Genomic DNA, 23,817 nt, shown 5'->3' on the forward strand with positions numbered 1-23,817 from the left:
GAGATGAGTTCTCACTAGAGCTATAAGCTCTCTGAAGGGCCGTTGGAGACTACAACGTTGATAGGCTGGGTGTGGAAGCATGGTGACATGTTAAGCTAACCAGTACTAATTACCCGTGAGGCTTAACCATACAACGCCAAAGTGGTTTAAGCGACAGAAGTTAGTGTTACTAAAGTAGCGTTTTACAGAATTGGTCATAGATTGACTAATATTTATCAGAATTCCAGATTTAGTTGGCTTGCGACAGCGAGTTAACACACCAGATTTGCTTGGTGACAATAGCGTTTTGGACCCACCTGACCCCATGCCGAACTCAGAAGTGAAACGAAACAGCGTCGATGATAGTGTGGCAGTTGCCATGTGAAAGTAGAACATTGCCAGGCATTAAATTAGAGAAACCCGTTGCAGAGATGCGACGGGTTTTTTGCTTTTTGGGGTTTAGGAAAGGGACTTGAGAAAATGGGACTAGGAAGGGATTTCAGGTCGCGATGCATGAAGGATAGTTAAAGACAATGGACCCTGAAATGAATTCAGGGAGACGGAGATATTTATTTAGAGATGGGGTTTTTATTACACTCACCTAGTTGTCTTCCTGACGCAGGTCAGGATCCAGAGAAGCGAATTCACCTCACTTCTTTGTCCTCCTGACGTAGGTCAGGATCCAGAGAAGCGAACTCACCTCACTTCTTTGTCTTCCTGACGAAGGTCAGGATCCAGAACAACCTTGAATAACCGTGCCAATCTGTCTTATACCAATTACATTAATTAAAAACTACACTATTGTTCAGTTTCTAGCACTTAGGCTTTTGGTTCTATCAATATCTTTGATTAATGTGTTCCAAGCTTTACTACAACTTTCAATAATTCCGTTATAGCTATTAAAGCAAAGTCATGGAATGGCCGTTGTTTGAGCGACTTTAATTTAGTTTATAAGAATGATTTTGGTTTTTAGTAATGTAGTGTAGGTAATGAAGGTTTTTTATTTTTGATATGTTGTTTTTATAATAACGAGCTGCCAGTGTTAGAGAGAGTTGCTCTTTGATAAGCTATTTTTAGGAAGAAATTTTATATGACTGAGTTATTTCATTGGTTTGATTTGCTTGGTGTAATGGTATTTGCTATTTCAGGTACTTTGATTGCGCACAGTAAACACATGGATGGATTTGGGGTGGTGGTGCTGGCTACTGTTACAGCAATCGGGGGCGGAACCCTTCGGGATATTATTTTAGATGTGCCGGTATTTTGGTTACATGATGCAAGTTATTTTATTGCGATTGGTGTCGCCATCATGATCAGCGTTTATTTTTTAAATCGGCATAAGCAAATTCCACAGCAGATGTTACAAATAGCAGATGCGTTTGGACTGGCATTTTTTGCCGTAATGGGGGTGCAAAAAGCGCTCTCTATTGGGATGCCGGATACAACTGCTATCATAATGGGGGTTATGACCGGGTGCTTTGGTGGGGTTATTCGAGATGTGCTAGCGGGGGATATGCCCCTTTTATTAAAGGGTGAGCTGTATGCCATCACGTGTATATTCGGTGGGATAGTATATACTCAATTATCACACTGGGCGTTACCTGTTGAAGTCATTATGGTGTGTGCTATGTCTGCAACTCTTGGGCTGCGCTTGTTGGCAATGCATCATAGATGGGTGATCCATATATTTAAATACCCAGAATAGTTCAGTAATCAAAGGGACAAGGATATGTCACTTGCTAAAGTTTATACACGTGCCCAAGTTGGGATCTCGGCACCGGAAGTCACCGTTGAAGTACATTTAAGCAATGGACTACCAGCGTTTCATATTGTCGGGTTACCTGAGACCTCGGTAAAAGAAGCACGAGAGCGGGTACGCTCTGCGTTAACCAATTCAAAGTTTTTGTTTCCTGAGCAACGGATCACCGTTAACTTGGCCCCCGCTGATTTACCGAAAGAGGGCGGACGCTATGATCTGGCGATTGCAGTGGGTATTTTAGTGGCTTCCAACCAGTTACAGGCATTTCAGTCACACGACTACGAATTTTATGGCGAGCTGACTTTAAGTGGTGAGGTGCATTCGGTCCATGCTATTTTGCCAGCAGTACTTGCGGCAGAAAAAGCGCAAAGGTGTTGTTATATCCCACAAGGCAACGATCAGGTTGCCAGTTTAGCGCAACACTGTAATAGAAAGGCGGTAAGCTCTCTACAGTCACTATGGTTAGATTTACAAGGTCAAGACGCTCTGCCATTAAACATGCAGTACCCTGCGGTAAAAACACATTCAATTAGCTCACATTTAGATATGAGTGAAGTCAAAGGTCAAAGTGCAGCAAAGCGTGTATTAGAAATTGCTGCGGCAGGGGGCCACAATACGCTATTTTTAGGGCCGCCAGGTACTGGTAAGTCGATGCTTGCACAGCGTATGCCGTCGATTATGCCCACACTACTAAACAATGAAGCACTTGAGACCGCCGCAATATATTCATTAATTGGAAAAGCTATTGATATAGAGAATTGGCGAAACCGGCCATTTAGAAGCCCTCACCATACTTGTTCGGCTGTTGCTTTAGTGGGGGGGTCGTCTAATCCTAAGCCGGGAGAGATTTCTCTGGCGCATAATGGTGTGTTATTTCTTGATGAGTTGCCTGAGTTTGTGTAAGAAATCACTTTATTTGATAATGAATCAAATAAAGTGATAGCCATTTTCAAGCGCTAGCATTAATCCAAGTAGTTATAGGTGTTTATATTTCATTGTCATTTTGCTGTTTTAATTGTGTTATTTTCACTTATCGTGAGAGGGACCAACTTTGCTTTAATAAAACTATAGAAAGGTGCGCTTTAAAAGTTGATTTTTCAGCGCACCTAGTAACGCCTTGAGTTTTTTGGTGAGCTTACCTTTACATTCGAACGAAATTGTTAATTTTTAAGTTTGTCTATAAATTCACTTTAAAAATTTGAAAAAATTTGAAAAAATTTGAAAACATCACAAAACACCACAAAACATCACAAAATGTGATAACTAAAAAAACCCAGCGTTTACCCTTCAATAGGTCGTAATAAGTCCATATGAGTCCATATAAGTCATATATGATGGTATTATAATAGTGTTTTGGAGGTCTTATAGTGATTTATAGTACATAATAGCTTTTAACTCAGGTTCAGTTCTCCCTCTACTTGACGCATAATTCAAATTTACATATTATTCGTTTGAATCTTACTTGGCGGTTTGATTCTAAAAAAATTTCGTTGTTAATATGACAACACTCAGCGCGGGGGGTACTTATCCTCCGCGTTTGTAAAACAGAATCAGTTACCTATACAGCCTGCCTTACATTTGTTTGGTGGGGTTTTTCTGTTGACATAAATAAATTTATTTTTTACTATTAATTTATCTTCCTGATATATCGGGTTAGATAAAGCTTTTGGGCTGTATAAGCCCAAAACAAAATTTACAAATATATTCAAAGGAGCCATCATATTGATAAAAGAAATTTTTTTAAAAAAAACCGCCAATCAAACCCCAAATGTTAAACTTTCTGATATTGCACGATTGTCAAAGCTTGAGCTTAAAAAAGTTCTTAGTGGTTTTGGAAAAACTAAGATGAGACGCGCTATTGAGTATGTGGCCCATCATCCTGGGGAGCTTACACATACCGTTCGTAGTCAATCTGAATGTAGTAATATTTCCGAGGCCTTTCGTAACGCAAATAAACGTTTGCTTAATGTAGGGCTTTTGATTGTATGTCAACCTCAGAAAGGAAAAGGCAAAACTCAGGACGTGCATCAGTGGTATCTAATTCATGCGCCTGTAGTTAAAGTAGGGGTACATCACGCTAGTAACGATCCTCGTTGATAGTGGTGTGCTATAAAAGCGCTCATCTGGGCGCTTTCATTAACTTCTAAATTGCTGAGCTCTTTGCTCCCCATATCTTTTATCCAAGGAAAGGAGTTAATCTGGTGCGCATTCAGGCCCCCAAATACTTTGTGCCCATGAAGGGTTGTCGATAAATGGATTTCTGTTTCCTTGTATAGCCATCACCTTATTATTTCTTTCAATTTCAAAGTTTGAAACTGGAAATTCTGTGTGCCATTTAAGAAGGGTGCAAAGGTCGCCAATCCAAGGCTCTGAAGCTTTTTCATTCTTATCTTCTAATACAAGGTCCGGCATTTTTTCATATCCGTTCAGCTCATTAACTTCATATCTGACAGCCATATAAAACAGCATGCGTGCTGTTTGGCCTTTAGCTCTATCGGAGGGTTCAAATGAATCGTTAGCTTTATCTAGTCTCATAGTTGTAGGCGCTTCCGATCCATCAGCTAATTTATCATTTATTATTTCTCCGCCGATATCGTACCCATAGTTGCTATGTCGCCCATTTATGTTTCGGTCCGCAGGTCTGAGATGATGTAAATCTGTATAACCAGCTTGGGACTTTTTCGAAAACCCTCTAGATTTTGGCCAGACATGCTCACGATCCCATGAATCATTTTTCCCTGAGCCTCTATTCGCTTTTGTGAAGTGGCGAGTTTCATCAAGATAAAGCATATGCACCTCTCCACACTTCGGGTTTATCGGAGCGCAAGATGAATCTGTAATGAGTAGCGCCTCCCACACATCTAGATTTTTGCCATCAAACCAGTCTTGATTATTTGAGTCCGTATATGGCAGTACTTTGTGATTATCTATGATTTTGTGCAATGCACCTTTTAATGATTCACCAGTTAAACCCTGTGCTTGAGCGTAATAATTGAAAGGAATGTGGGCAGTAGAGCTATAACTTTGTAGCAACAGTAACAGTGCGGTCATTGGTATGATTTTAAACATGAGAGGTCCTTCCATTCATATGTTTATATTAGCAGGCTAAAAGTTATCCAAGTCAAGTGCAAGTTTTTTTCCTTTATGGAAACACGGGTCCAACCAACCTTTAAAGTGATAATAGCGTTATTTGTTATCAAATAATTAGATTTATGTATTGAAATTGTGTGCAATTTCATTGTATAAGAACTGTAGGTAAGGCAATTCCTTGAGACCCACAATAAAATTTGCCCAATTATTATCAAATGCTAATTTTCATTATGAGTTTTGTTCTGGCGGTGGGTGCCAACAAAAAGAAGGATAATCATATGAAACATGCAGCACAGAGTTTCACATTAAATATTGCTCACGGTAACTTATCTGAAGAAGGCCTGTTAAAAACCATACTGAAAGAGTATGCAAAAGCTTTACGTGAAAAGGATAGAGGGACTAAAGGTTGGCGCTACTATTTGCATAAAGCAGCGGAAGATTTTGACCTGCAAAATTGGCGCGAAGTAGACAATATTGTCTCTAATAAGAAACAACATGGCGCTTGTATTGAGCAATTATATTGCTCATTGAACTCCGATTTTGGGGATGAAGATTACTACTTTTTAAGTATCAACCAGAAAGAGCATTTGTACTTTTTTTCCAAATGGGAAGGGTGGAGCAAAGATGGTTATGAGCTCCGTAGTACTGATGCTGTCAAGGGCGAACTCGTTTTGGATTTGGTTCGAGAAAATTTTAACCAAAAAATCTATCTAATCGATAGCTTTTCACAATTATTCAAATGGAGATATTGCTGGCGAGGAAACGCTTTAGTTAATGAAAAGCTACTTAAGGCTCACTGGCCAAAAGCTCTCCAGCCCAGAGTCGCACTTAACTTTCGCAGATTGCGCGGTTAGAAAAGTCATTAAAAGGAAGTGCTGAGAATGATGTATAGGAAAAAAGTTGCGGCTTTATACGAATTTGCATTTAGTCATTTGCCTCAGCACCTGTTTGAACAGTCAACAATTTTAGGTTTTGGTAAGATAGGCATTGATAATGTGTCTGACGAAAAGTTTTCAATTGACACCATCATAGCGCCGATTATTGAAGGTAAAAGAAGTTTAGAGCATGCTTATCGTTTACCAGTGAATATTTCTAATCTTGGCTTTTTAGCATCAAGAATGCCCATTATTAACGGAAAGCTGAGAGGGCGTGAGGTTAAGAATCAATTTTCCATAAGAGTGGATTTATTGCGTAACTATAAACCTCAACTTTGCTCTTTTGCAGAGTTACCAATAGATGATAAATGGTATTCCTGTTCATTTAGAGATAAGTTTAGCGATATTTTTGGGGCATTTTATTTAACAGCCGAAGCGATAAGGCTTGATACAAAACAGAACATTAAGGTATTTATACCTTGCTCAGAGATATTGAGGTTTTATTATCCACATACTTCTCTTGTTGAAGCAGCATTTACAGGAAGGCAAGCAAGACAGGCGCTTTATAATCCTGATATAGAGTTAAATAAAGATGATAGGCCTTTCGTCCAACTGCGCAAAAAAATCCCAGACGTATGTGCTCCTCATGTTGCCAGAATAAGACATTCTGACTTTGCTGAAAAAGTATTTGAAAGAATTTATACGGACTCAATCCATAGTGTTCCCCTAACTGATAACGCACACAGATTATTGAAGGTTTACCCTCCACTACAAGGTGAGGTGGACTGGCTTGTTGAAGCCAATGAGCTTGAATGTGGGTCTCTCTTGATTAGCGGAATATACCAATGTAATGGTGCATTTCCGTTCAACGAACTTATGTTTGGACGGGACAATGACGGTCGTACACCTGAGGGGCGAAAACAGCCTGACTACTTGACCCCTTTTCCTGTTCACAAACCAACATTTCCCTCAGATACAGACTTAGGTAACCCAAATTCCCCGTTGCCACTTTCACTTGGAGGTATGGCTGATGTTCAAATTGAAACACTAGATATAGAGTTTGACTTTGAGCAAGATACCCCTAATTTTGAAGGGCTATTAGGCTTATCGGTTAAGAAGATAGAAAAAATGGCAGTTAAAGACCCTGAAGTAATGAATATCCAAGTATATGTGGGGGAAAAAGCGGTTGCCGGTGTAGTAGCTTCGGGGTATTTAAGAAATGATAACCAAGATAAATTTGCAAAAGCAGAAATATCGATGGGCACTGTCAAAAAAAGCTCAGTCGATTTAGAAAAGCGAAGCGCAAGTTTTTTCGATGCATTTGACGTTTTTCAAAACGCAATTCACTCACTGAAAGATGAATATCATATCTCTTGGCGAAAAGCTTCTGTATGGCGCATACCAACAAAAAGTAGCTTTTATTTGAATGCGTTTTTACCGAAAGAGATTGGGGATAATGATTTTCTGATGTTAGGGAAAAGAGACTTTGAGCAAAGCGGACCAGAGCGAAAGTTTGAATTGTCTCGCAAGTTTGTTATCGCGGAATTGTCATTCGATGATAAACATGTCTACTTTGTTGATTTTGAAAAGAAGAAGATGAATGCCCGTGATGGGACTGGTAGCAAACGAGATAGCACTTCGGTTTTATTCTTCTACGATACCGATGGTGATTATCTTAGCAATCAGCAACTTAAGAAAGTAATTTTGGGTTTTGCTGGAGATCGTTCTGGGTGGCCAGATAGTAAGACACGCTTTCGCTTACAGCATAACGACGATGTTGAGAAGTTTGCGGATAAACTTCACCGAAAAGCTAATAAGGCTTTTAATGTTTGGGGTACTTTGGAAAGCTTAGAAAATAAGTTTGAGTCTGAATTATCGAATTAGATTAAAAACAAATAGGAAATGTATGAAATCAATTTATTACTTTGATTGCGACAAACAAAGCCCCCAGGCAATTCTTATGGGGATGAAGTTAGCAGCGAGGAAAAGTCGTAAAAATCAAAGTGAGGTAATTGTTTTTGTGCCTCAATTAGAGCAGGTTAATGGAGGCATTTTTGACAATTACATCGAACAATCAAAATGTACACCGATAAAATAAAACCACATCGATATAGTGTTTTACAAATACAAAAATCCTACCGAAATACACTAAAGCTGGCACAAGTATCCTTACTTCAATAAACACCTCTCTAGTGGAAGTTACAATGTACGACTACAGTAACTAATTTAGTCTCTAGCAAAGCTTGGGAAGTCCACATAGATTTAAAGGATAAAGTTTAAAATACTTTCTGGACAGCGTGTATTGCCTAAGGCTCTTAGTCAATACACGTTTTGGCTATCATTATTTTTTGAGTGCTGCATATATAAGATTTTGAACTGTCAAACCAACTTCGTTTGACATATAAATAAGGTGTGCATGTATCTTTTTAGGAAGCCTGAGCACCCACTTGCATTTATCACCTGTATTATTTTTACGATTAACGTTCAAAATTTCTTCTTTGACTTCATCCAAATTTACATCAAAAAATCCAGAATATCCCAATATATAACCTCTTACTCTATCGCTACAGTACTCATTAAATGAAACATCAGCCGAATCTGCTTTTTGTTGTAACAAATCTTTAAATACCTTATCCGTATACATACCTATATTGCCAGAGCAAGACGTAGCCCTGATTTCTTCAACTTTTTGTTCAACTTCTTTCTCATATTCTTTCTTATGGAGTCTATTACCCCAAATAACCAAATCTTCTTCTGATGATTCCACAACTAGGGCTTCAATTTTTTTTAGCAAATACTCTTCAGCCTGATGACTGAAAGGGCTTGTGCAAACTAAACCAAACTTTCCTACTTCCGACACCCAAACAATATAGCTATTGCTGTCTGCATGATAATCCCGCTTTATGCACTTCCTAGCGTTAAGAATGAACCTATGATACTTCTCTAGCTTTTCAACAGTACTTACGCTTTGTTGTAATTGGTGCTTAGGATAATAAAGCTTAAAGTTCTGATGGAAAGCCTTTCTTACGAAGTTTCCACTGGTCTGAGCTTCTAGTTTTGCAGATACTCGCTTATTTACCGTTGTTTTCCTTTGTTCTTTCAGTTCAGCAGGTGTAACGCTAGAAAAAAGCATGGCTTGTTCTCTACCCGGTAAAATGCTTTTAGCGCCTATTGGAAACTTATGACGATTCCCTTTAGGCGCTTTAGCATTCCTTGCTGTAATTGATTTATCTACTTCCATTGGTTGATTCATAATAAACTCCTCTTCACAATCTCTCTCTGAAAACTGCTATTGGTGGTTAACTATGCATAGTTTTCACTTTTGATTCCTCAAAATAGAGATATCAGACAAACGAGAAAACGGCGAAAAGAAGACCCTTTCACCGTTAACTTTTAAAATCACTATTCTTTTCATGCATATATACTTTATCGTCAAGATTATAATACTTTTGCCTTGTTTTCTATCACAGATTAGCCTATAAATGATAGAAAGCAAAGAGAAATGAAAAATTACTTGGATAAGGAGTAGACAGTGATCGAATTTGATTTAAGTAACTTTCGTTTAGATGGAGATAAACAAAATGAAATTGACCCAAGGGAAGATCCACATATCAATGGGCCATTGTTCGCTGATAGTCATTTTCTTTCAGAGGAGTTAACATTAGGTATTGAATCAGCAATCCAATCACGAGAACCTGTTATTGTATTAAAGGAGGCATTTGAAACTAAAAAATACCCTTTAACTCCAACAGAGTTCCAAACTTCAGATGAAAAATATTGGTGGTCAGCCGCCAATACTGCTAATGGTTTAGCTAGTAAATTTGGACTAAAGCTTTGTAGTTATTATAGTGAGAATGATGGTGAATTGTTTGTTAATTTAGTCACAAATCCAAGCAATAAAAAATCACAAAGCTCTATGCGTGGACATACTGACGCAGTTGCTCACCATATGCCTCAAGAAATCAAGTTTTTAAATGAGAGCCCTAGTCCAGACTATGTAATGCTTATTGTTCTAAGAAACCCTAACAAGGTTCCCACTGTCGTAGCCTCACTTAGCGATATATTAGAGAACATCAGCATTTCTGCGATGGATCAGTTAGCCTTACCTCAATTTATTATTCACCCACAAGCCACTTTTAATATAGATCGAATTCTACATAACGTTCCAATTTTATTTCTGCAGCCACTCTCAATCAGATATAGTCATGGCAAGGTCAGCTATGACCTAGAGGGAGCGAATATCGATAAAGTGAAAAGAGCTATATCAGAATTAAACGAGGCAATTATTACCTCTTCTTCCGAGGTGTTCGGTAACCCTGGAGATATAATTCTTGTGAACAACCGTACTGCTATTCACGGACGAAAAACTCCGGGTCCTGATTCAGCTGGTGATAGCAGGTGGTTAATGCGAACTTATGCTATTTTTGAGGGGCAAAGAACATCCCATAAAGAGGGGGTTCCTTACAAGCTTAAGCCATAGGAGGTTAATTACTATCTGAGGTAAGACACCCAACCCAGTGCCAGTATTGGCTATTACTGCTGGCTTTTAACCTTAACCAAACTTTACAGATTCATGTGGCAGTCAGGTTTCAATTATTTAATTTAAACCTCCTTATCGGCTAAATATGCAAGCACGTCAAAATCAAGTTATATACTTTCCAAATGACTTAACTATCTGAAGGTAGGGAAGTCCATTGAGCTTAACCTAATAAATTACATGTACTCTAATCCACGCATAGACTTAATACGTATCAATCATACTTATACACAAACGCGACCAACGTAAATGTAAACGAAAACAAAAAGAAAGGAAAAAGTAAACAAAGTAAAGGCGAGAATTCACAAAATTCATTCTCCTACGTTGAACTATAGGGAGCAGAGTAATGTATTTTACTTAAGGCTACATGCGTGAAATTGGTCTACGCTTACTATGGTGGTGTATTAATTTGCAATCCCACCCACTCTACAGCTCGCTTCAAAAGCGTCGAAAACTTGACAAAAATGTTATATCTTTGTAAAGTTACATAGCTGTTAGATTTGTGGTACTTAAAATTAATCAACAGTTCAAGTTTGACTTTAAACATAGATTAAGGATATCCCTATGGACACAAGACTAAACAAGCGTGATAAACTAGTCTCGAAGACAAAAACGTCTGCGCTAGTTATCTCACTTGCGCTGGTCGCAGGTCTAGCTGTTGCAAAAAGCGAAGTAAAAGCTACCAGCTTAAATAATGGCCATGTCAGCAACGGTAAGCCAGCTTACCCACCTATCGAGCCTAAAGAAACTAAACCTCTTATAGATATTATCTGGGGTAAAATCACGGCTTAGAAGTTGGATTGGCCGCGTTCTTAGATGTATTGAACAACGCGGCCAATACAAAGCTTACTCAGAGCACCCAAGAGCTTTATTCATTTTTATATGCCTCAACATCGTATGTCGAAAATATTCACACCCACCCATTTTATTTTTTATCTTCATTAAATCATCTTTATAGGTACCATGCCCATTAAACACATGTAAGCTATATAGTGCCAATTTCACCCACTCTAGCTCATCAATAATTGGACGCTTTTTAAATTGCTCAATTTCCTTATCGTTCAACAAAGAGCTATCGGAAACGATGGCCAAAGCAGATCCTACTCGCTTTCTTGATTCATAAAAATCCTCTTTATTAGGCGTAAAATCATACCTAATCATATGCAGCTTGGCTAAGTTCAAATCTCTTACTGCTTCGTTGCCTTTGCCTAGTTTGTCTATTGGTAGAGTTGAATATCTAGCTATAGCGTCATCTATACCACTCCGAATTAGCATCACTCGATTGTCTTTAAAGTTTTCCAACGACTCAACATTATTCCAAGCTTCAATAATTTCTATAACCGACGTATATTGAATCATGTAGGTATCAAGCTGCTCGTAGATCTCTGGGTTTTTCCAGCGCGCGACTTCTTTCCCAACCTTTTCCCCAGCCAAAGCGTATATCATTAAACTTGGAATAATGACAACACACGCGAGCCCTATAGTCCATTTGCCTGTTAATTTGACTGGCCCTGCAGCTACTGAGTTTTCTTCGTTATACTGTTCGGACATACTTCTTACCCCTTTAAATCACGAATTGAAATGCTATTCTGTCTCTAAAAATTAATAAATTCATATTCCTGATGAGTAATAGTTAAAGACTATTTACTTACTTTTAACTCAATATCTAAAGCTTTGGATATTGATGATATATGAACCTTGAAATGGAGGAGTGAACAGGTTTGTTCTGATAAAAAACGCACTAATATAACAAACCAATGGTTTAATTCCCCATTTGATCGGAACCCATTGATTTTTTAATACACTTTCGGCGGTCTAAATTCTCTGACACCCATTTAGTAATCTGATCTGAAAATGCTAAGACAATCACCCCTCCACTTACTATCGCGACACATAGTGCAAATGCAAACTCAGTACCTGCAAACAAATACGTAACCCAAGCATCCCCTCCAAATCCAACCATACCGCTACCGAGTACTTTAAAAAAAAACTCTTTATTAGCTTCTTCTTTATACCCACAACATTTACATTTTATACTTGGCATTAGTCACCCATTTATTAGCTTTAGAGAACACATAAAATTAACACAAAACAATCAAAAAAGTCACCAAAGAAATACAACCAAACTCTTAATAAAGTTATTCTGTTCAGCTGATAGATTTACGCTTTCGATCGTATTTTTTTTCTAAATTGCGAGCAAGTTCCGATAGTCTTTGCTTCACAACTTTCTTATCGAAGAGTTCAAGCGTATGTAACAAAACTTCCATTGAATCTAATAAGTCACTTTTTCCTATATTAGAGCCATGAACCGCTTCATTGCCTAGAAACTTTACCGCACTAAAATACCCACTATATTCTGGAAAATCCTTTTCTAGTTTGATCAAATCATTATGCAGCTTTGAACTTTCAGAGCTATACCCTAATTCCAAACAGATCATTTCCAATGAAATTTTTTGGTTGAATGATAATTTTCATTAATGGATTTGATGATTTTGGTTCTACATTTGTTATGTTGGCATGAACGCGCTAAACCAAGCGTTTCAGCAATATTGGGGTAACTTACTTTATAGCCTCTGCGTTTCAAAAACATCGCAGCAGACTTAAATTCTGCGTCACTAGTCCAATAAGGTTGTCTCTTCACCTTATAACGAAGAATTTTATCAACCCAAAAAGGCACATCTTTCTCGTTAATGTTGAACGCTATTTTATTTAGCTCTAGAGCTGAGCAAGTGGATAAGAAGGTTTCAGGCCAATGCCTGAGAAGTATTCCGATGGAAGATAAAAGCTGGCACCTTTCTGTTGGCGTGAAGTGACAAAAGTTCTTTATGTTGTTCCCTTGATGTGAAAGTTGTAGCCCAAAGTACTCTCTTACTCTTGGCGCTGTTTTGTGGCGAAAAAATGGTTTTAGTAGAGTCCAGATTCCTGCTATGAAAAGAGGCATCAGGACTGAGCTGTTTTGTGATAAGCGGACCCAGCGCGATTCTATACCCGCACTTATGAGATTACATACATAAAGTAGGTGTTTATCATCTGTTACAGTGTGGTTCTCAGCAGATGAAAGTGGAAATCGACAGTTATAGCATTCAGCACAATCTTCAGTACTGTAAGATACTCGATGGAAATTTACAGGTTTATAGCATTTTGGACAGCAAGCATGAAGTGTGCACTTATGGATCAAGCACACAGGCATGAAACTAATACGCCAAAGGTTTTTAAAGTGTGCAATTTTTTGCTCACGTAGACAAGACGGACAAAACTGTATCCAATTGCATGTAAATAATCGGCCAGCACAATTGGCTGGTAGTAAATAATGAGATGCGAATAATTGATTTAATTCGATAAAATGGCGACGAGCGTAGTTTGCTGTATATAGGTTTGATATTAACTCTGCATCTATATTTGTTAGTTGACTGAGAATTGTTTCAGGGTGGAGAGATGAACTACCATTGACACAACCACCCCAAACATCAAGCCCTGATAAAACTACCTGTGTAAATTGAGTTGGATCGCATTGATTGGCACGTGCAACTCTTGTTAGCCAAGATAAAAAATGCTCGTTCTCACAAGGTTTTGGTCGCGCTGGTAACAATCCATGAAAAGACACTTGGCTAACTAGAAATACCAGTATAACGCCTACGCTCAGGCGTTAGCCAATCAATACTTCTCAATACATCTAGAGTGATCCGCTCCTCTCCAGAACTAATGGCTTTAATCGCGGAGCGGGTGAGGATTTCATTTATCTCACCAATCCAACCAGAGCTCATTGAAAATATTTCGGTTGCAATAAGTTGTGACTGCAAATCCGAAGGTTGCTCTAGAGGTATAATTAATTCAAAAGTCGCTAGCAGCTTTCTATAGTCAGTGTTTAGTTTCCATTGAGGTAAAACAACAGGCTCGAAACGGTTTGCTAGTTGTCCATCAGAGACAATTGCTGTGTGCGCTTCCATCGTACCAGCACCGACAATAACAACTTGTGTCGTATTACCAATGTACTTTAGTGTATCTAAAAGCTGTGCTTTCTTTAGCTTGGTTGTGTTCATTAGCACATGAAGTTCATCAATAATCAGCATCTTAACCCCAAACCTCTCAAAAGCATCAAATACTTTACGAGATTTAACTTCTTTCTTATAGCTATCTCGGTAAGGGATGTGCATGGCCTGAAGTATTAAAGAGTAAATCACATCGGGAGTTGGCTCCGAAGGGATTTCTATACTGACTACAGGGATAACCAAACTTTCAGAATCATGGTTTTCATAGGATGGGTGAGACTTGATAAACCTTTTTAACAAGAATGATTTACCATTGTTTGTGTCAGACTTAATTAAGAGGTTTGGCATTCTATGCGTTTTTGGGTGGTTTAGTAAATCTTCCATTTTTGCGAGAACTTTATTTGCAGCATTGTAACCTATCCATTTTTTTTTCTTCAGCTCAGCGATACGCGCTTCTTTTGGTAAACTAAGCATTTGTGCGACTTTAGGTTCTAAATGGTTCATCTTCACATATCCAATTCAATATCATCGTAGGCATTCACCGTCTCCCAGTCGTCAGGCTCTGTACTCTCAGGAGAGGTATCTGTGTTGTTGGTTGGTGAAACATGTGCAACTGCTTTTGGAGCTTGTGCCTTTCTCTGACGCATTCGACGGGTTGCAGTGGTTTCTTTGTTTGCAGACTCTTCTAATTCTTTTAGTTCCCGCTGAGCAAGAATAATTGCCTGTTCATCAATAGATTGAACCCCTTTTCTTTTGAGATGTTTTTGAATTTTTGATAGCTCAAATCGAGTCATGTTGGGAGCATCACGATAAACCCTCGGTATTTCTAAATATTCTTGAGTATCGGGATCTAAAAAGTATATGTATTGAATTTGATGTAATTCATATTTAACAATAAACTTATTGTCATCGGTAGGCGCATTTACCCCAATCCAGCGAGCAATAGAGGGGTGGAAATAAGTAACGTTGTCAATCGTAATGCCATATCGTTGCACAGTTCGTTTTTTAAAAGGTAAGAAATCAAGATACAGTCTGCGCTCATCTTCAATTATATCTGGCAACCCATGCATGGGCATTTCATCACCAAAAAATAGACCTTCTTCCCACTTTGCAAGTGGCGACATATTTAAATCTGAGTGTGTACGCATGTGATAGTACTTTGTTATGTAGACCGTTAACCATTTATGAAACTCATCGAAAGTAAACACAGCTCTTCCTTCCGAATCATACTCCCCCCGATCTTCAGGGTTTCGGAACGTGCTTCCTTTAAGGTTAGATATGTCGGTTTTGACCGTTCTCATCAATCGTTCAACATGCCCACCGTAGTCAGGACGGCCAAGAGGTCTCCAATTCAATGCGATAGAATACTCATGACATGCTCGGTCAACTGATTTGCTCCTAAAATCAGGCCCGTTGTCTGCGTGCACTGTTCTCATTAACCCCCAACATGGCCATGATGCATCAACGCCAATATTGAATAAAAACTTTTCTTTTCTACAAATGCTCTGTGTTAAACATAGAGCGACAGAAGTTGCGCTAGGTGCTTCTAGAGATAGATAAAATCCCGTAATAATCCGGCTGTATATATCAATAGCAAATGTCACCCATGGCCTGCCAATAGGCTGTCTATCTCTATCATCTACAAGGATCACATTAGGTTTAGTGTGGTCAATTTGAATACAGTCTAACGGGAATGTACCACCAGGAAACCTGCCTGTTGCTGGGCTATGTTTGCCGATAAGCTGTTTATTTCCATAGCGATGTAAAGCTATTGCTTGTGGGGCGATTTTATTAACCCTTCTTGTAAATGAGGCAAGAGAACAAGGTTGAAGATCTGCTTTTTTACAATTGAATAGATAGTCATCATAAGCTTGTCTAACATTGGGTCTTTCAAGTTTTAGGAAGTCTCTCTGAATACATAGGTCTAGCAGCTTATCTTGTTCCTTTGATAGCCTTGATTCACCTTTATCTGCTCTTCTTCTATTTATTAGAGATGAAAGTTTGCCTGAGTCCCGATATCTTTTAAGCCAACGATAAAGGGTTGCCTGTGAAGTATTATGCTTTTGAGCTGTGTTAGCGACATTTTGCTCAGTGCAATTTGGGCCAAGATCTAATAGAGACTGGATGATACGTAGTCGATTGTTAGCCGTTTCCCATTCTTTTTCTGTTAAATCTGATAGATCAATTTTAGGAGTCGTATCTAGTTGTTTGGCGACGAATGGCTTTATCTCGCTAACAGGGATTTTATCTAGTTCCCTAGACGTTTGGTTGATACAAAGCACGTACTGTAGGTTAAGTATCCTAGTTATTTTGTGCTTTTCACCACGCCATAGAACTAATGAGCCGACTCTCAAGGGAATAGTAGTCATATAGTCTCCCAAATATCATTTGATATTGTAAGTGATGAGTGCATTGAAAGTGGGTGTTCTAGATTTGTGTGAACAGAACCATTGGATATTAACCGCCATAGAATTGGTGCCGCTTCAGCACGTTTCATGCGACAACAAAAGCATGCGGCAAGTAGCTCCCTTGGTGATGAAGAGCCTAGGTCAATAAGTGTATCAAGTAAGGCTTTGCCAATAGCACTTTCAACGGGAGATACTGTTCGAGAAAAATGAGAGAGGAATTCGATATTTTTAAGCAAAGGCGTTCTGATCTCTTTATCAGTGATAAGCTTAAATCTAAAGTTGTTATTATGACAATAATTGATGGCCGCCTTATACTTAGGTTTAAGCTTTGTCCAGTTTTTCCTAAGTTCATCTCGGTATTTAACTTCGTAAAGAGTCTTGGTGCTATCAGTAAATTCAACTAACACATCAGGCGTATAATACTGATTGCCAAAGTGTATAGTTAATGGCTGTTCTTCAAAATGCAAAACTTTATCATTGTGCTCCAACAAGAATAGAAAGTCTCGCTCAAGCGATGATTCAGCATCAGCCATTCTATCGAGCTTTTTACTTGGAACTCTAGCGGTTAGATTACAATATCCAGCCTGTATTTTTCTTACTGGCATAACTCCCTCTCATGCTAATTAGAAAATTAAAGTCTACTATCATTAAATGTGAATCATGTTATCACGTAAAGTGACTCTCCCCATTCAAAAATGGTGATAATCTATTGTTAGATTATCAAATAGAATGATAAGTGTCAGTTTGAGCGTAAGGTGCTCGACTCGCTACGTGAACCGATGGAAACCGGTTTGGTGACAATATCTAGAGCCGCTCGCCAAGTGGATTTTCCTGCTCGGTTTCAGCTGATCGCAGCATTAAACCCTAGTCCGACCGGGTCTATTTCAGATAAGCGGGCCACACCAGATCAAGTGCTTCGATATTTATCAAAAATATCAGGCCCATTTTTAGACCGAATTGATTTGCAAATTGAACTACCAAGGTTAACCACACAAGAGCTACAAACTGAAACTTGTGCAGAATCAAGTGAAACCATAAGAGATAGGGTGAACACTGCGCACCGTATTGCCATTGAGCGTCAAGGTATGTGTAATGCATTGTTAGGTAACAAAGCGCTTAGTCAGTTTTGCAAATTAGGTCATGCAGAATCACAGTTTTTAGGTGCTGCGACCGAGAAGCTTAACTTATCACCGCGTTCATATCATCGTATATTAAAGGTGGCACGTACCATTGCAGACATGGCCGGAAGAGCGCAAATAGACTTAGTAGATATCAAAGAAGCGTTAAGTTACCGAGCGTTTGAGCGGCTATTGTCTCAACTCACTCGGTATTGAAGGCTATAGTGTTAAGCAGAAAGCATGTAGCCTTTACCACGCACTGTGACAATTCTTTTTTGTTCTTTTTCGTCACCAAGCTTTTTTCTTAACCGACCAATCAACACATCAACGGTTCTATCGCTAGGGCTCCAATCAGGTTGGCCGATATCTTCTGATATTTTCTCTCTTGAAGTGGCTTTGCCTGCGTTGGCGATTAAGCAAATGAGTACCTTATGCTCAGCTTCTGTGAGTCGAGATTCTTCAGCTTGGCCGTTGATCAATGTTCGATTATCTGGATGAAGCTTAAAGTCTGCGTATTCGATAAACTCTTCAGACTCATCTTGATCATCGGCTATGGTTAGGCGTTTACATAACGCTCGCATTCTTAGCTCAAGTTCTAATAGATCAACGGGTTTACAGATGTAGTCATCAGCGCCCTGTGCTAACCCTGCTATACGGTCAGCTTGAGAGTCTCTGCTTGAGAGCATGATCACCCCAATATCTGTCAATGTATTAAGCTCTTTGGCAAGCTCTAGCCCATCAGTTGCAGGTAATACAATATCGACAATAGCGAGGGTAATTTTATTCGGTTCTTGCTGGCTACTTTGTACCTTTTCTAACGCACTTGCGCCGGTATTATCGACGTCGATCGAAAACTCTGTATTGGCAAAGTGATTTAAAATACGCTTAGCCAACAGTTCATCATCTTCTACTAATAATACGTGGATGCTCATAGTATCGCTATCTAATCAATAATTACCCCTATATTAGCATTGAGAAAAGTCAGCTGAGAAGTCGAACACGACTATTTTGTGATAAAAAGTGCTGAATAGCGATAATACTTTCAGAACAACACGTTTTTATTGTTAATTAGTGCCTTGAATAGAAAAAGTAGGAGGGTCATATGCTTAAAGGTAATGGAGGTATTGCCCATATTAAAAGTAGGGTGAAAGAGCGTAGCCCTCTCACCCAATAAAGTTATTTGCTATAAATGTGATCCCACCACTGAGGTTGATCTTTTAGGTGCATATCAAAATAGGCAAGCATTGTGTCCCACCAATGGAAGCGACGGTCGCGTACAATAATTTGATGATCTGCTCCTTTGTACTCGATCAGTTCAACATCTTGACCAAGTAGCTTGAGTGCTGTGTACATATTATGGCTCTCACCAGGGGGCACGTTAGTATCCGCATCACCATGAACTAGCAATAAAGGCGTTGTTACTTTATCGGCATGAAATACTGGACTATGTTGCGAGTAAAGAGATGGGTTATTCCATGGGAAGCTGTTTTTAGACGCTTCGCCTGAGTATAAGTAGCCCCACCAACCTTGGCCCCAGTATGAGGTAATATTAGAAATACCGGCATGAGCAATAGATGCACTAAATAAGTCGGTTTTGGTCGCCAGTAGCATCGTCATAAAACCACCATAAGATGCACCTAAGTTACCTAAACGGTTCTTATCGACAAATGGGTAGGCTTTTAAAAACTCATTAGTACCTTGAATAATATCATCTGCAGTATGTTCGCCCCACGCATTAACATGTTTGGCTGAAAATTCTTGTCCAAACCCTGTCGCGCCTGTTGGCTGCACTACATAAACCACATAGCCTTGTGCTGCCCATAGATTAAATGGATAGCGACCCGTAAAGCCTCTTGATACAGGTGATGTACCGCCATAATAGTAAATTAATGCCGGGTGCTTTTTCGAAGTATCTAGGTTATGTGGTAAGTAAACGCGGCCACTGATCTGCGTGCCAGACTCATTGGTAAAGTTAAACTCCTCCAAGGCGGCGATTTCGCTATTATCATAAGCAACAGGTTTCGAATCCCATAGCACTTTCGTTTTGTTACGTTTTACGGTAACTAAGCTCAGTGCTTGTGGTGATGAAGCTTGACTGCCTGTGACAAGAACTTGCCCTTTCTTACTATCCGATACGCTATACCGCTCTACAACATCAAAGCCTGTGTTGAGCTTTTTGAAGCGACGCTTACTTTCGTCATATAAATAAAGCTGTTTTGTATCTTTGTCCGTAACATTCAGCACTGCATCGCCATTGCTGAGTACCTGTAGGCCTCCAATTGCAGGGTCGAATTTTTTACTGAGAGCTTGCGGTTTTTCGCCATCATTATTCAATAGGTAGAGCTGACCATCGTAATTGTTGGCTAGCATGTCTTTTGGCAGGTTTCTACCAAGGCCTTGGCTAAAGTCGGGGCCCGCTATAACGTAAATGCCTTTGTCTGTGTATTTAGCTCGGTTAAATGTTCTATATTCACCAAGCACTTTTTCTGTGTGGTTCGATAAGTCTATTTCCACTAACTGGGTGAGCATATGTGGAGGCGCTGCGTAATCAACTGGGTTGCGAGTGACTAGTACGGTATTACGTTCATTATCAAAATCAGCTATGCGAGTACTAAGCTTACTTTCAGAAATGGTACTGACTAGTCCAGACTTTACATCGAGTAAAAAAGGTTGGCTTATTGAGCGTGCATATGACCAACGATCTTCAAGGCCTGAGTAATGTTTTACGAGCGTATGTTTGTCATCAGGTGTATTTGACCACGAGAAAATAAGCGTATCTTCGTCGAAAAATTGATAACCTGATGCGCCTGTAAAATGTTCTGCAACGGTTTTTATACTGAAATCTTTAATATTGAGTATAGAGACACGCTTATCTTGCGTAAACACAATGGCATTTGAGTCTGGTGACCATGATACTTGTGACGCTGATACGCCTGAAAGGCGATATAATACATCCCCCTCGATGTTTCTCAGACTGGTATTGCTAATTGCGGTATTTTTACGGTTTGCTTGATAGTGGCGTTCTGTCGCTGCGTAAAATTTTCCGTTTGGTGAAAGTGAGATTGCACTGATTGTTGGCGCATCATAAAGTTGTTTTGCCGATAGTGCAGTCGTCGTTTTTTGTGTCAAAACAATCTCATCATGCTCAGCTTTTGGTGTGTAATCAATTACCACCTTTTTCCAGTCATCTACTTGTTCAGTGATAATAATCACTTGATGGTCGCCTGTGACCGCATGAATGGAGAATTCACTTTTCCCTGTTAATGGCTCGCCATTGAGAAATACATGGGCTTTTTCGATCCCCGATAGGGCAAGGGTGCCTTCAACAAAACGTGTCGTGCTAAAATTGAAACGCAGTGCTTGCATACCATTAACGGTGAGTGCATTCACTTGCTCAAGGCTTTGCCATGAGCGGGTATTACCAAATACTTCCAGCTTTTGGTTAGGCTTTTGGTTAGGCTTTTGTAGCTGAGGTAGCAAATTATTAATTATGCTTTTTTGATGCGGTGTATTATGAGGTTTTATGGTACTTTGTGTACCTAATGGACCGATAAACTGTATTTTACTCTCATCGAGAGGTGCAGCGACCAGCTGTGTTGCTACAGCTGAGAGCAATAATGTAACCGCAGTACGGAAAATCATAGTTGAGCCTATTGTAGGTAATAATATTGGCCCAATATACCATATATATCACTATTAATAAGCGGTCATGCGACTAACTGTCGCCAGCCCAATTGTAAGGAGTTACCCGTTGTTTCTATTAGTTAGTTATATGCTAATTGCCATCACTATTTCATTTTTATGCTCTGTGATGGAGGCGGTGCTATTAAGTATTACGCCAAGCCATATTGCTATTTTGAAAAAAACGCGTTTGACGTTAGCACTGCGGGTGCAAGCTTTAAAGAACAATATAGATAAGCCATTGGCGGCTATTTTAACCTTGAACACTGTGGCCCATACCGCTGGTGCGGCTGGCGTGGGGGCTCAAGCTGCTGTGGTATTTTCTGATGCGGCGGTGGGGATTGCCTCTGCGGTAATGACATTGTTGGTGTTGGTGCTATCTGAAATCATTCCAAAGACACTCGGTGCAACCTATTGGCGTACATTAACACCTGTCGTCTCTTTATGTTTGGTATGGTTGATCAGAATTCTAAAACCGTTTGTTTGGTTATCTGATCAGTTAACAAAATTGATGGGCAGCAAAGAAAACGAAGCACAGTATATTCGACAAGAAATTGAAGCAATGGCTGAAATGGGATCTGAGGCGGGGGCATTAGATGAAGATGAAACCCAAACGATCCGCAGTTTGTTACGGTTTAAGCACGCGAAGTTAGAGAAGGTTATGACACCTCGAACGGTGTTGTTTAAAGTTCATAAAGACATGACGGTGCATGAGTATTTATCTGAACACGGCGCTATTTCATTTTCTCGTGTATTAATTTACGACAAAAATACCGATGACATTATTGGCTTTGTGCATAAAAACGATATTATGCTGGCGTACCATCGTTTGGGTGAGAATTATAAAATTGGTAAATTGGCGATTGATCTGTATACCGTTCCAGAAACGTTGGCAGCTCCTGAATTGTTCCAAACACTACTGGAAAAGCGAATTCATATTGCTTTAGTAATAGATGAATACGGTGATATTCAAGGTATAGTTACCCTTGAAGATATGTTGGAGTCTTTAATGGGCATGGATATTGTCGATGAGCGAGATCAGTCTTCAAACATGCAACTTGCGGCAAAACAAAAGTGGCGCGATAGGGTTGATAATCACTCGCACCTGATTGAAGCTGATGAAGAGCAGTTAGAAAGTAAACCTAAGAGTTAGAGTTTGTCATTCTGAGCCAAGAGTGGATCCAACGGATAAACTCTTGTTTTGGTTTTGGTCGACAAATTAAGAAGCCTTGCATAAGTAGGTTATGTTTGTATCTATCTAGGTATTGTAACTCCTCGATACGTTCAACGCCTTCAGCTACAATGCTCAGGCGTTCGTTTTGCGCGATATCAACTAAGCTATCAATGATCACTTGTGAAAATCGGTCAGATTCGACATGAGTGATCAACGAACGGTCTATTTTTATCTCGGTGAATGGCAAAGATTTAAGCTGATGCAAATTAGTAAAGCCAGTACCAAAGTCATCTAATGAAATCTCAAATCCGCGGATCCTTAGGCGGTTCATCGTTTCTAATTGTGTGTTACTTTCTAATGGCAAGTGCTCGGTGATCTCTAGAATAATATCCTGCGGTGTTAAACGATTAAGCTCCAAAATAAGTGCCAGCTTATCAGGGCAACTCGGGTCATTTAATTGGCTGGGCGATAAATTAAAAGCCAATCTTGCAGGGTGGCATAGTTCTGAGCGAATACTTTTAAATTCTTCGGTGGCTTTTTCAAATAACTGAAAAGTTATCAGGTTGATCAAATCAAGATCTTCAGCAGGGCCAATAAAACGATGGGGTAAAAGCGTTGTTCCTTCATCTTCAGAAACAATGCGCGCTAGTACTTCTATGCTGGTGACTTGTTTTGTCGCTCGATTTACCTTTGGTTGATAAAAAGGCGTGACTTGATTATGGCTAATTGCATGTAATAACTCACTTTCATTTAAAGGAACTTCTGTATGATTTAGAGGGGAAATAAATGACTCTAACTTGTGAAGTAATCTATCCACCTCTGATAATTGTACGGGTTTGGTTATATTGCCAATCAAATGTGCATTACATTGCCTTGCTAAATTAGCTGCTAGATCAATGACTTTATTATCCATTTCAGAAATAATCGCAACGCCTCCAGCATACTTTAATTCGCCGAGTTGCCGGATCAACTCCATACCATCCATCTCTGGCATGTTTAAATCGGTAAATACGGCATCATACTGATGGGGGGCTTGTCGTATTTTTTGCAGCGCTTGGGTAGCATCGCTACAGCAGCTAATATGCGTCACTCCCAATTCAGTCAAAATGGCTTTCATTACCATCAAAATCGCCTGAGAATCATCGACAACCATTATTTTATTTACTTTGACCGTCATAGCATTTCCTTTGAAAACATTGCTGCTATG

At 39.4% G+C, this 23,817-nt stretch carries 20 protein-coding genes, 2 rRNA genes and 2 pseudogenes; 12 read left to right on the top strand and 12 right to left on the bottom strand.

Features of this window, described 5'->3' with window-relative positions; translation table 11 throughout:
• From BGP78_RS07885 to BGP78_RS07905, 5 genes and pseudogenes are all read left to right on the top strand, one after another.
• A 23S ribosomal RNA gene (locus BGP78_RS07885) occupies nt 1-130 on the top strand; the annotation flags it as partial.
• A 138-nt stretch (nt 131-268) separates the two neighbouring features.
• Nucleotides 269-383, top strand: a 5S ribosomal RNA gene (rrf, locus tag BGP78_RS07890).
• A 686-nt stretch (nt 384-1,069) separates the two neighbouring features.
• Entirely contained in the window at nt 1,070-1,684 is a 615-nt protein-coding gene (locus BGP78_RS07895) for a trimeric intracellular cation channel family protein (RefSeq protein WP_119860894.1), read from the top strand.
• Nucleotides 1,685-1,708: 24 nt separating this feature from the next.
• Nucleotides 1,709-2,635: pseudogene (locus BGP78_RS07900) on the top strand (YifB family Mg chelatase-like AAA ATPase); the annotation flags it as partial.
• 825 nt (nt 2,636-3,460) lie between these two features.
• Complete coding sequence (locus tag BGP78_RS07905; RefSeq protein ID WP_119860895.1) at nt 3,461-3,835, top strand: hypothetical protein; 375 nt, start codon at nt 3,461-3,463, stop codon at nt 3,833-3,835.
• Between the two features lie 96 nt (nt 3,836-3,931).
• Here the strand turns inward: BGP78_RS07905 and BGP78_RS07910 are convergent, their stop codons facing one another.
• Entirely contained in the window at nt 3,932-4,807 is an 876-nt protein-coding gene (locus tag BGP78_RS07910) for an endonuclease I family protein (RefSeq protein WP_220475516.1), read from the bottom strand.
• A gap of 299 nt (nt 4,808-5,106) precedes the next feature.
• On the opposite strand from BGP78_RS07910, the gene BGP78_RS07915 reads away from it, so the two are divergent.
• The 3 genes from BGP78_RS07915 (at nt 5,107) to BGP78_RS07925 (ending at nt 7,801) form a co-directional block, all read left to right on the top strand.
• On the top strand, nt 5,107-5,682 hold the full coding sequence (locus tag BGP78_RS07915; RefSeq protein WP_119860896.1) for a hypothetical protein: 576 nt from the start codon (nt 5,107-5,109) through the stop codon (nt 5,680-5,682).
• Nucleotides 5,683-5,823: 141 nt separating this feature from the next.
• Nucleotides 5,824-7,587, top strand: a complete 1,764-nt coding sequence (locus BGP78_RS07920; protein ID WP_147386070.1) for a hypothetical protein — start codon at nt 5,824-5,826, stop codon at nt 7,585-7,587.
• 22 nt (nt 7,588-7,609) lie between these two features.
• On the top strand, nt 7,610-7,801 hold the full coding sequence (locus tag BGP78_RS07925) for a hypothetical protein (RefSeq protein ID WP_119860898.1): 192 nt from the start codon (nt 7,610-7,612) through the stop codon (nt 7,799-7,801).
• 243 nt (nt 7,802-8,044) lie between these two features.
• Here the strand turns inward: BGP78_RS07925 and BGP78_RS07930 are convergent, their stop codons facing one another.
• Nucleotides 8,045-8,956 (bottom strand): hypothetical protein, encoded by a 912-nt coding sequence (locus BGP78_RS07930; RefSeq protein WP_119860899.1) that lies wholly within the window; start codon nt 8,954-8,956, stop codon nt 8,045-8,047.
• A 279-nt stretch (nt 8,957-9,235) separates the two neighbouring features.
• Here BGP78_RS07930 and BGP78_RS07935 point away from each other — a divergent pair, with 279 nt between their 5' ends.
• Entirely contained in the window at nt 9,236-10,183 is a 948-nt protein-coding gene (locus tag BGP78_RS07935) for a TauD/TfdA family dioxygenase (protein ID WP_119860900.1), read from the top strand.
• Nucleotides 10,184-10,804: 621 nt separating this feature from the next.
• A complete protein-coding gene (locus BGP78_RS07940; protein ID WP_119860901.1) occupies nt 10,805-11,032 on the top strand; it encodes a hypothetical protein in 228 nt (75 codons plus the stop codon).
• Nucleotides 11,033-11,086: 54 nt separating this feature from the next.
• Here BGP78_RS07940 and BGP78_RS07945 read toward each other — a convergent pair whose 3' ends face one another.
• The 7 genes from BGP78_RS07945 to BGP78_RS07975 form a co-directional block, all read right to left on the bottom strand.
• Nucleotides 11,087-11,791: a hypothetical protein gene (locus tag BGP78_RS07945; protein WP_119860902.1), complete on the bottom strand. Its 705-nt coding sequence runs from the start codon at nt 11,789-11,791 to the stop codon at nt 11,087-11,089.
• A gap of 211 nt (nt 11,792-12,002) precedes the next feature.
• Complete coding sequence (locus BGP78_RS07950) at nt 12,003-12,284, bottom strand: hypothetical protein (RefSeq protein ID WP_119860903.1); 282 nt, start codon at nt 12,282-12,284, stop codon at nt 12,003-12,005.
• 103 nt (nt 12,285-12,387) lie between these two features.
• Complete coding sequence (locus BGP78_RS07955) at nt 12,388-12,669, bottom strand: hypothetical protein (protein ID WP_182912249.1); 282 nt, start codon at nt 12,667-12,669, stop codon at nt 12,388-12,390.
• A gap of 5 nt (nt 12,670-12,674) precedes the next feature.
• A complete protein-coding gene (locus BGP78_RS07960) occupies nt 12,675-13,844 on the bottom strand; it encodes a TniQ family protein (RefSeq protein ID WP_182912250.1) in 1,170 nt (389 codons plus the stop codon).
• 4 nt (nt 13,845-13,848) lie between these two features.
• Nucleotides 13,849-14,733 (bottom strand): TniB family NTP-binding protein, encoded by an 885-nt coding sequence (locus tag BGP78_RS07965; protein WP_119860906.1) that lies wholly within the window; start codon nt 14,731-14,733, stop codon nt 13,849-13,851.
• A 2-nt stretch (nt 14,734-14,735) separates the two neighbouring features.
• Entirely contained in the window at nt 14,736-16,598 is a 1,863-nt protein-coding gene (locus BGP78_RS07970) for a Mu transposase C-terminal domain-containing protein (RefSeq protein WP_119860907.1), read from the bottom strand.
• A complete protein-coding gene (locus BGP78_RS07975; RefSeq protein ID WP_119860908.1) occupies nt 16,595-17,242 on the bottom strand; it encodes a TnsA endonuclease N-terminal domain-containing protein in 648 nt (215 codons plus the stop codon). The genes BGP78_RS07970 and BGP78_RS07975 overlap by 4 nt, the downstream gene beginning before the upstream one ends.
• A 135-nt stretch (nt 17,243-17,377) precedes the next feature.
• On the opposite strand from BGP78_RS07975, the pseudogene BGP78_RS07980 reads away from it, so the two are divergent.
• Nucleotides 17,378-17,971: pseudogene (locus BGP78_RS07980) on the top strand (ATP-binding protein); the annotation flags it as partial.
• 11 nt (nt 17,972-17,982) lie between these two features.
• Here BGP78_RS07980 and BGP78_RS07985 read toward each other — a convergent pair.
• Both BGP78_RS07985 and BGP78_RS07990 read right to left on the bottom strand, forming a co-directional pair.
• The gene (locus tag BGP78_RS07985) at nt 17,983-18,687 is read right to left on the bottom strand and encodes a response regulator transcription factor (RefSeq protein ID WP_010361309.1); all 705 of its coding nucleotides are present in this window, start codon (nt 18,685-18,687) and stop codon (nt 17,983-17,985) included.
• Between the two features lie 244 nt (nt 18,688-18,931).
• On the bottom strand, nt 18,932-21,397 hold the full coding sequence (locus BGP78_RS07990; protein WP_119860909.1) for a prolyl oligopeptidase family serine peptidase: 2,466 nt from the start codon (nt 21,395-21,397) through the stop codon (nt 18,932-18,934).
• 130 nt (nt 21,398-21,527) lie between these two features.
• On the opposite strand from BGP78_RS07990, the gene BGP78_RS07995 reads away from it, so the two are divergent.
• Nucleotides 21,528-22,589 carry a CNNM domain-containing protein gene (locus BGP78_RS07995; protein ID WP_119860910.1) on the top strand — a complete coding sequence of 354 codons (1,062 nt, stop codon included), beginning with the start codon at nt 21,528-21,530 and terminating at the stop codon, nt 22,587-22,589.
• Here BGP78_RS07995 and BGP78_RS08000 read toward each other — a convergent pair.
• Entirely contained in the window at nt 22,579-23,787 is a 1,209-nt protein-coding gene (locus BGP78_RS08000; protein ID WP_119860911.1) for an EAL domain-containing protein, read from the bottom strand. The genes BGP78_RS07995 and BGP78_RS08000 overlap by 11 nt on opposite strands.
• Nucleotides 23,788-23,817: the final 30 nt, after the last annotated feature.

The sequence above is a fragment of the Pseudoalteromonas sp. MSK9-3 genome (genome assembly GCF_003590335.1).
Lineage (GTDB): Bacteria > Pseudomonadota > Gammaproteobacteria > Enterobacterales > Alteromonadaceae > Pseudoalteromonas.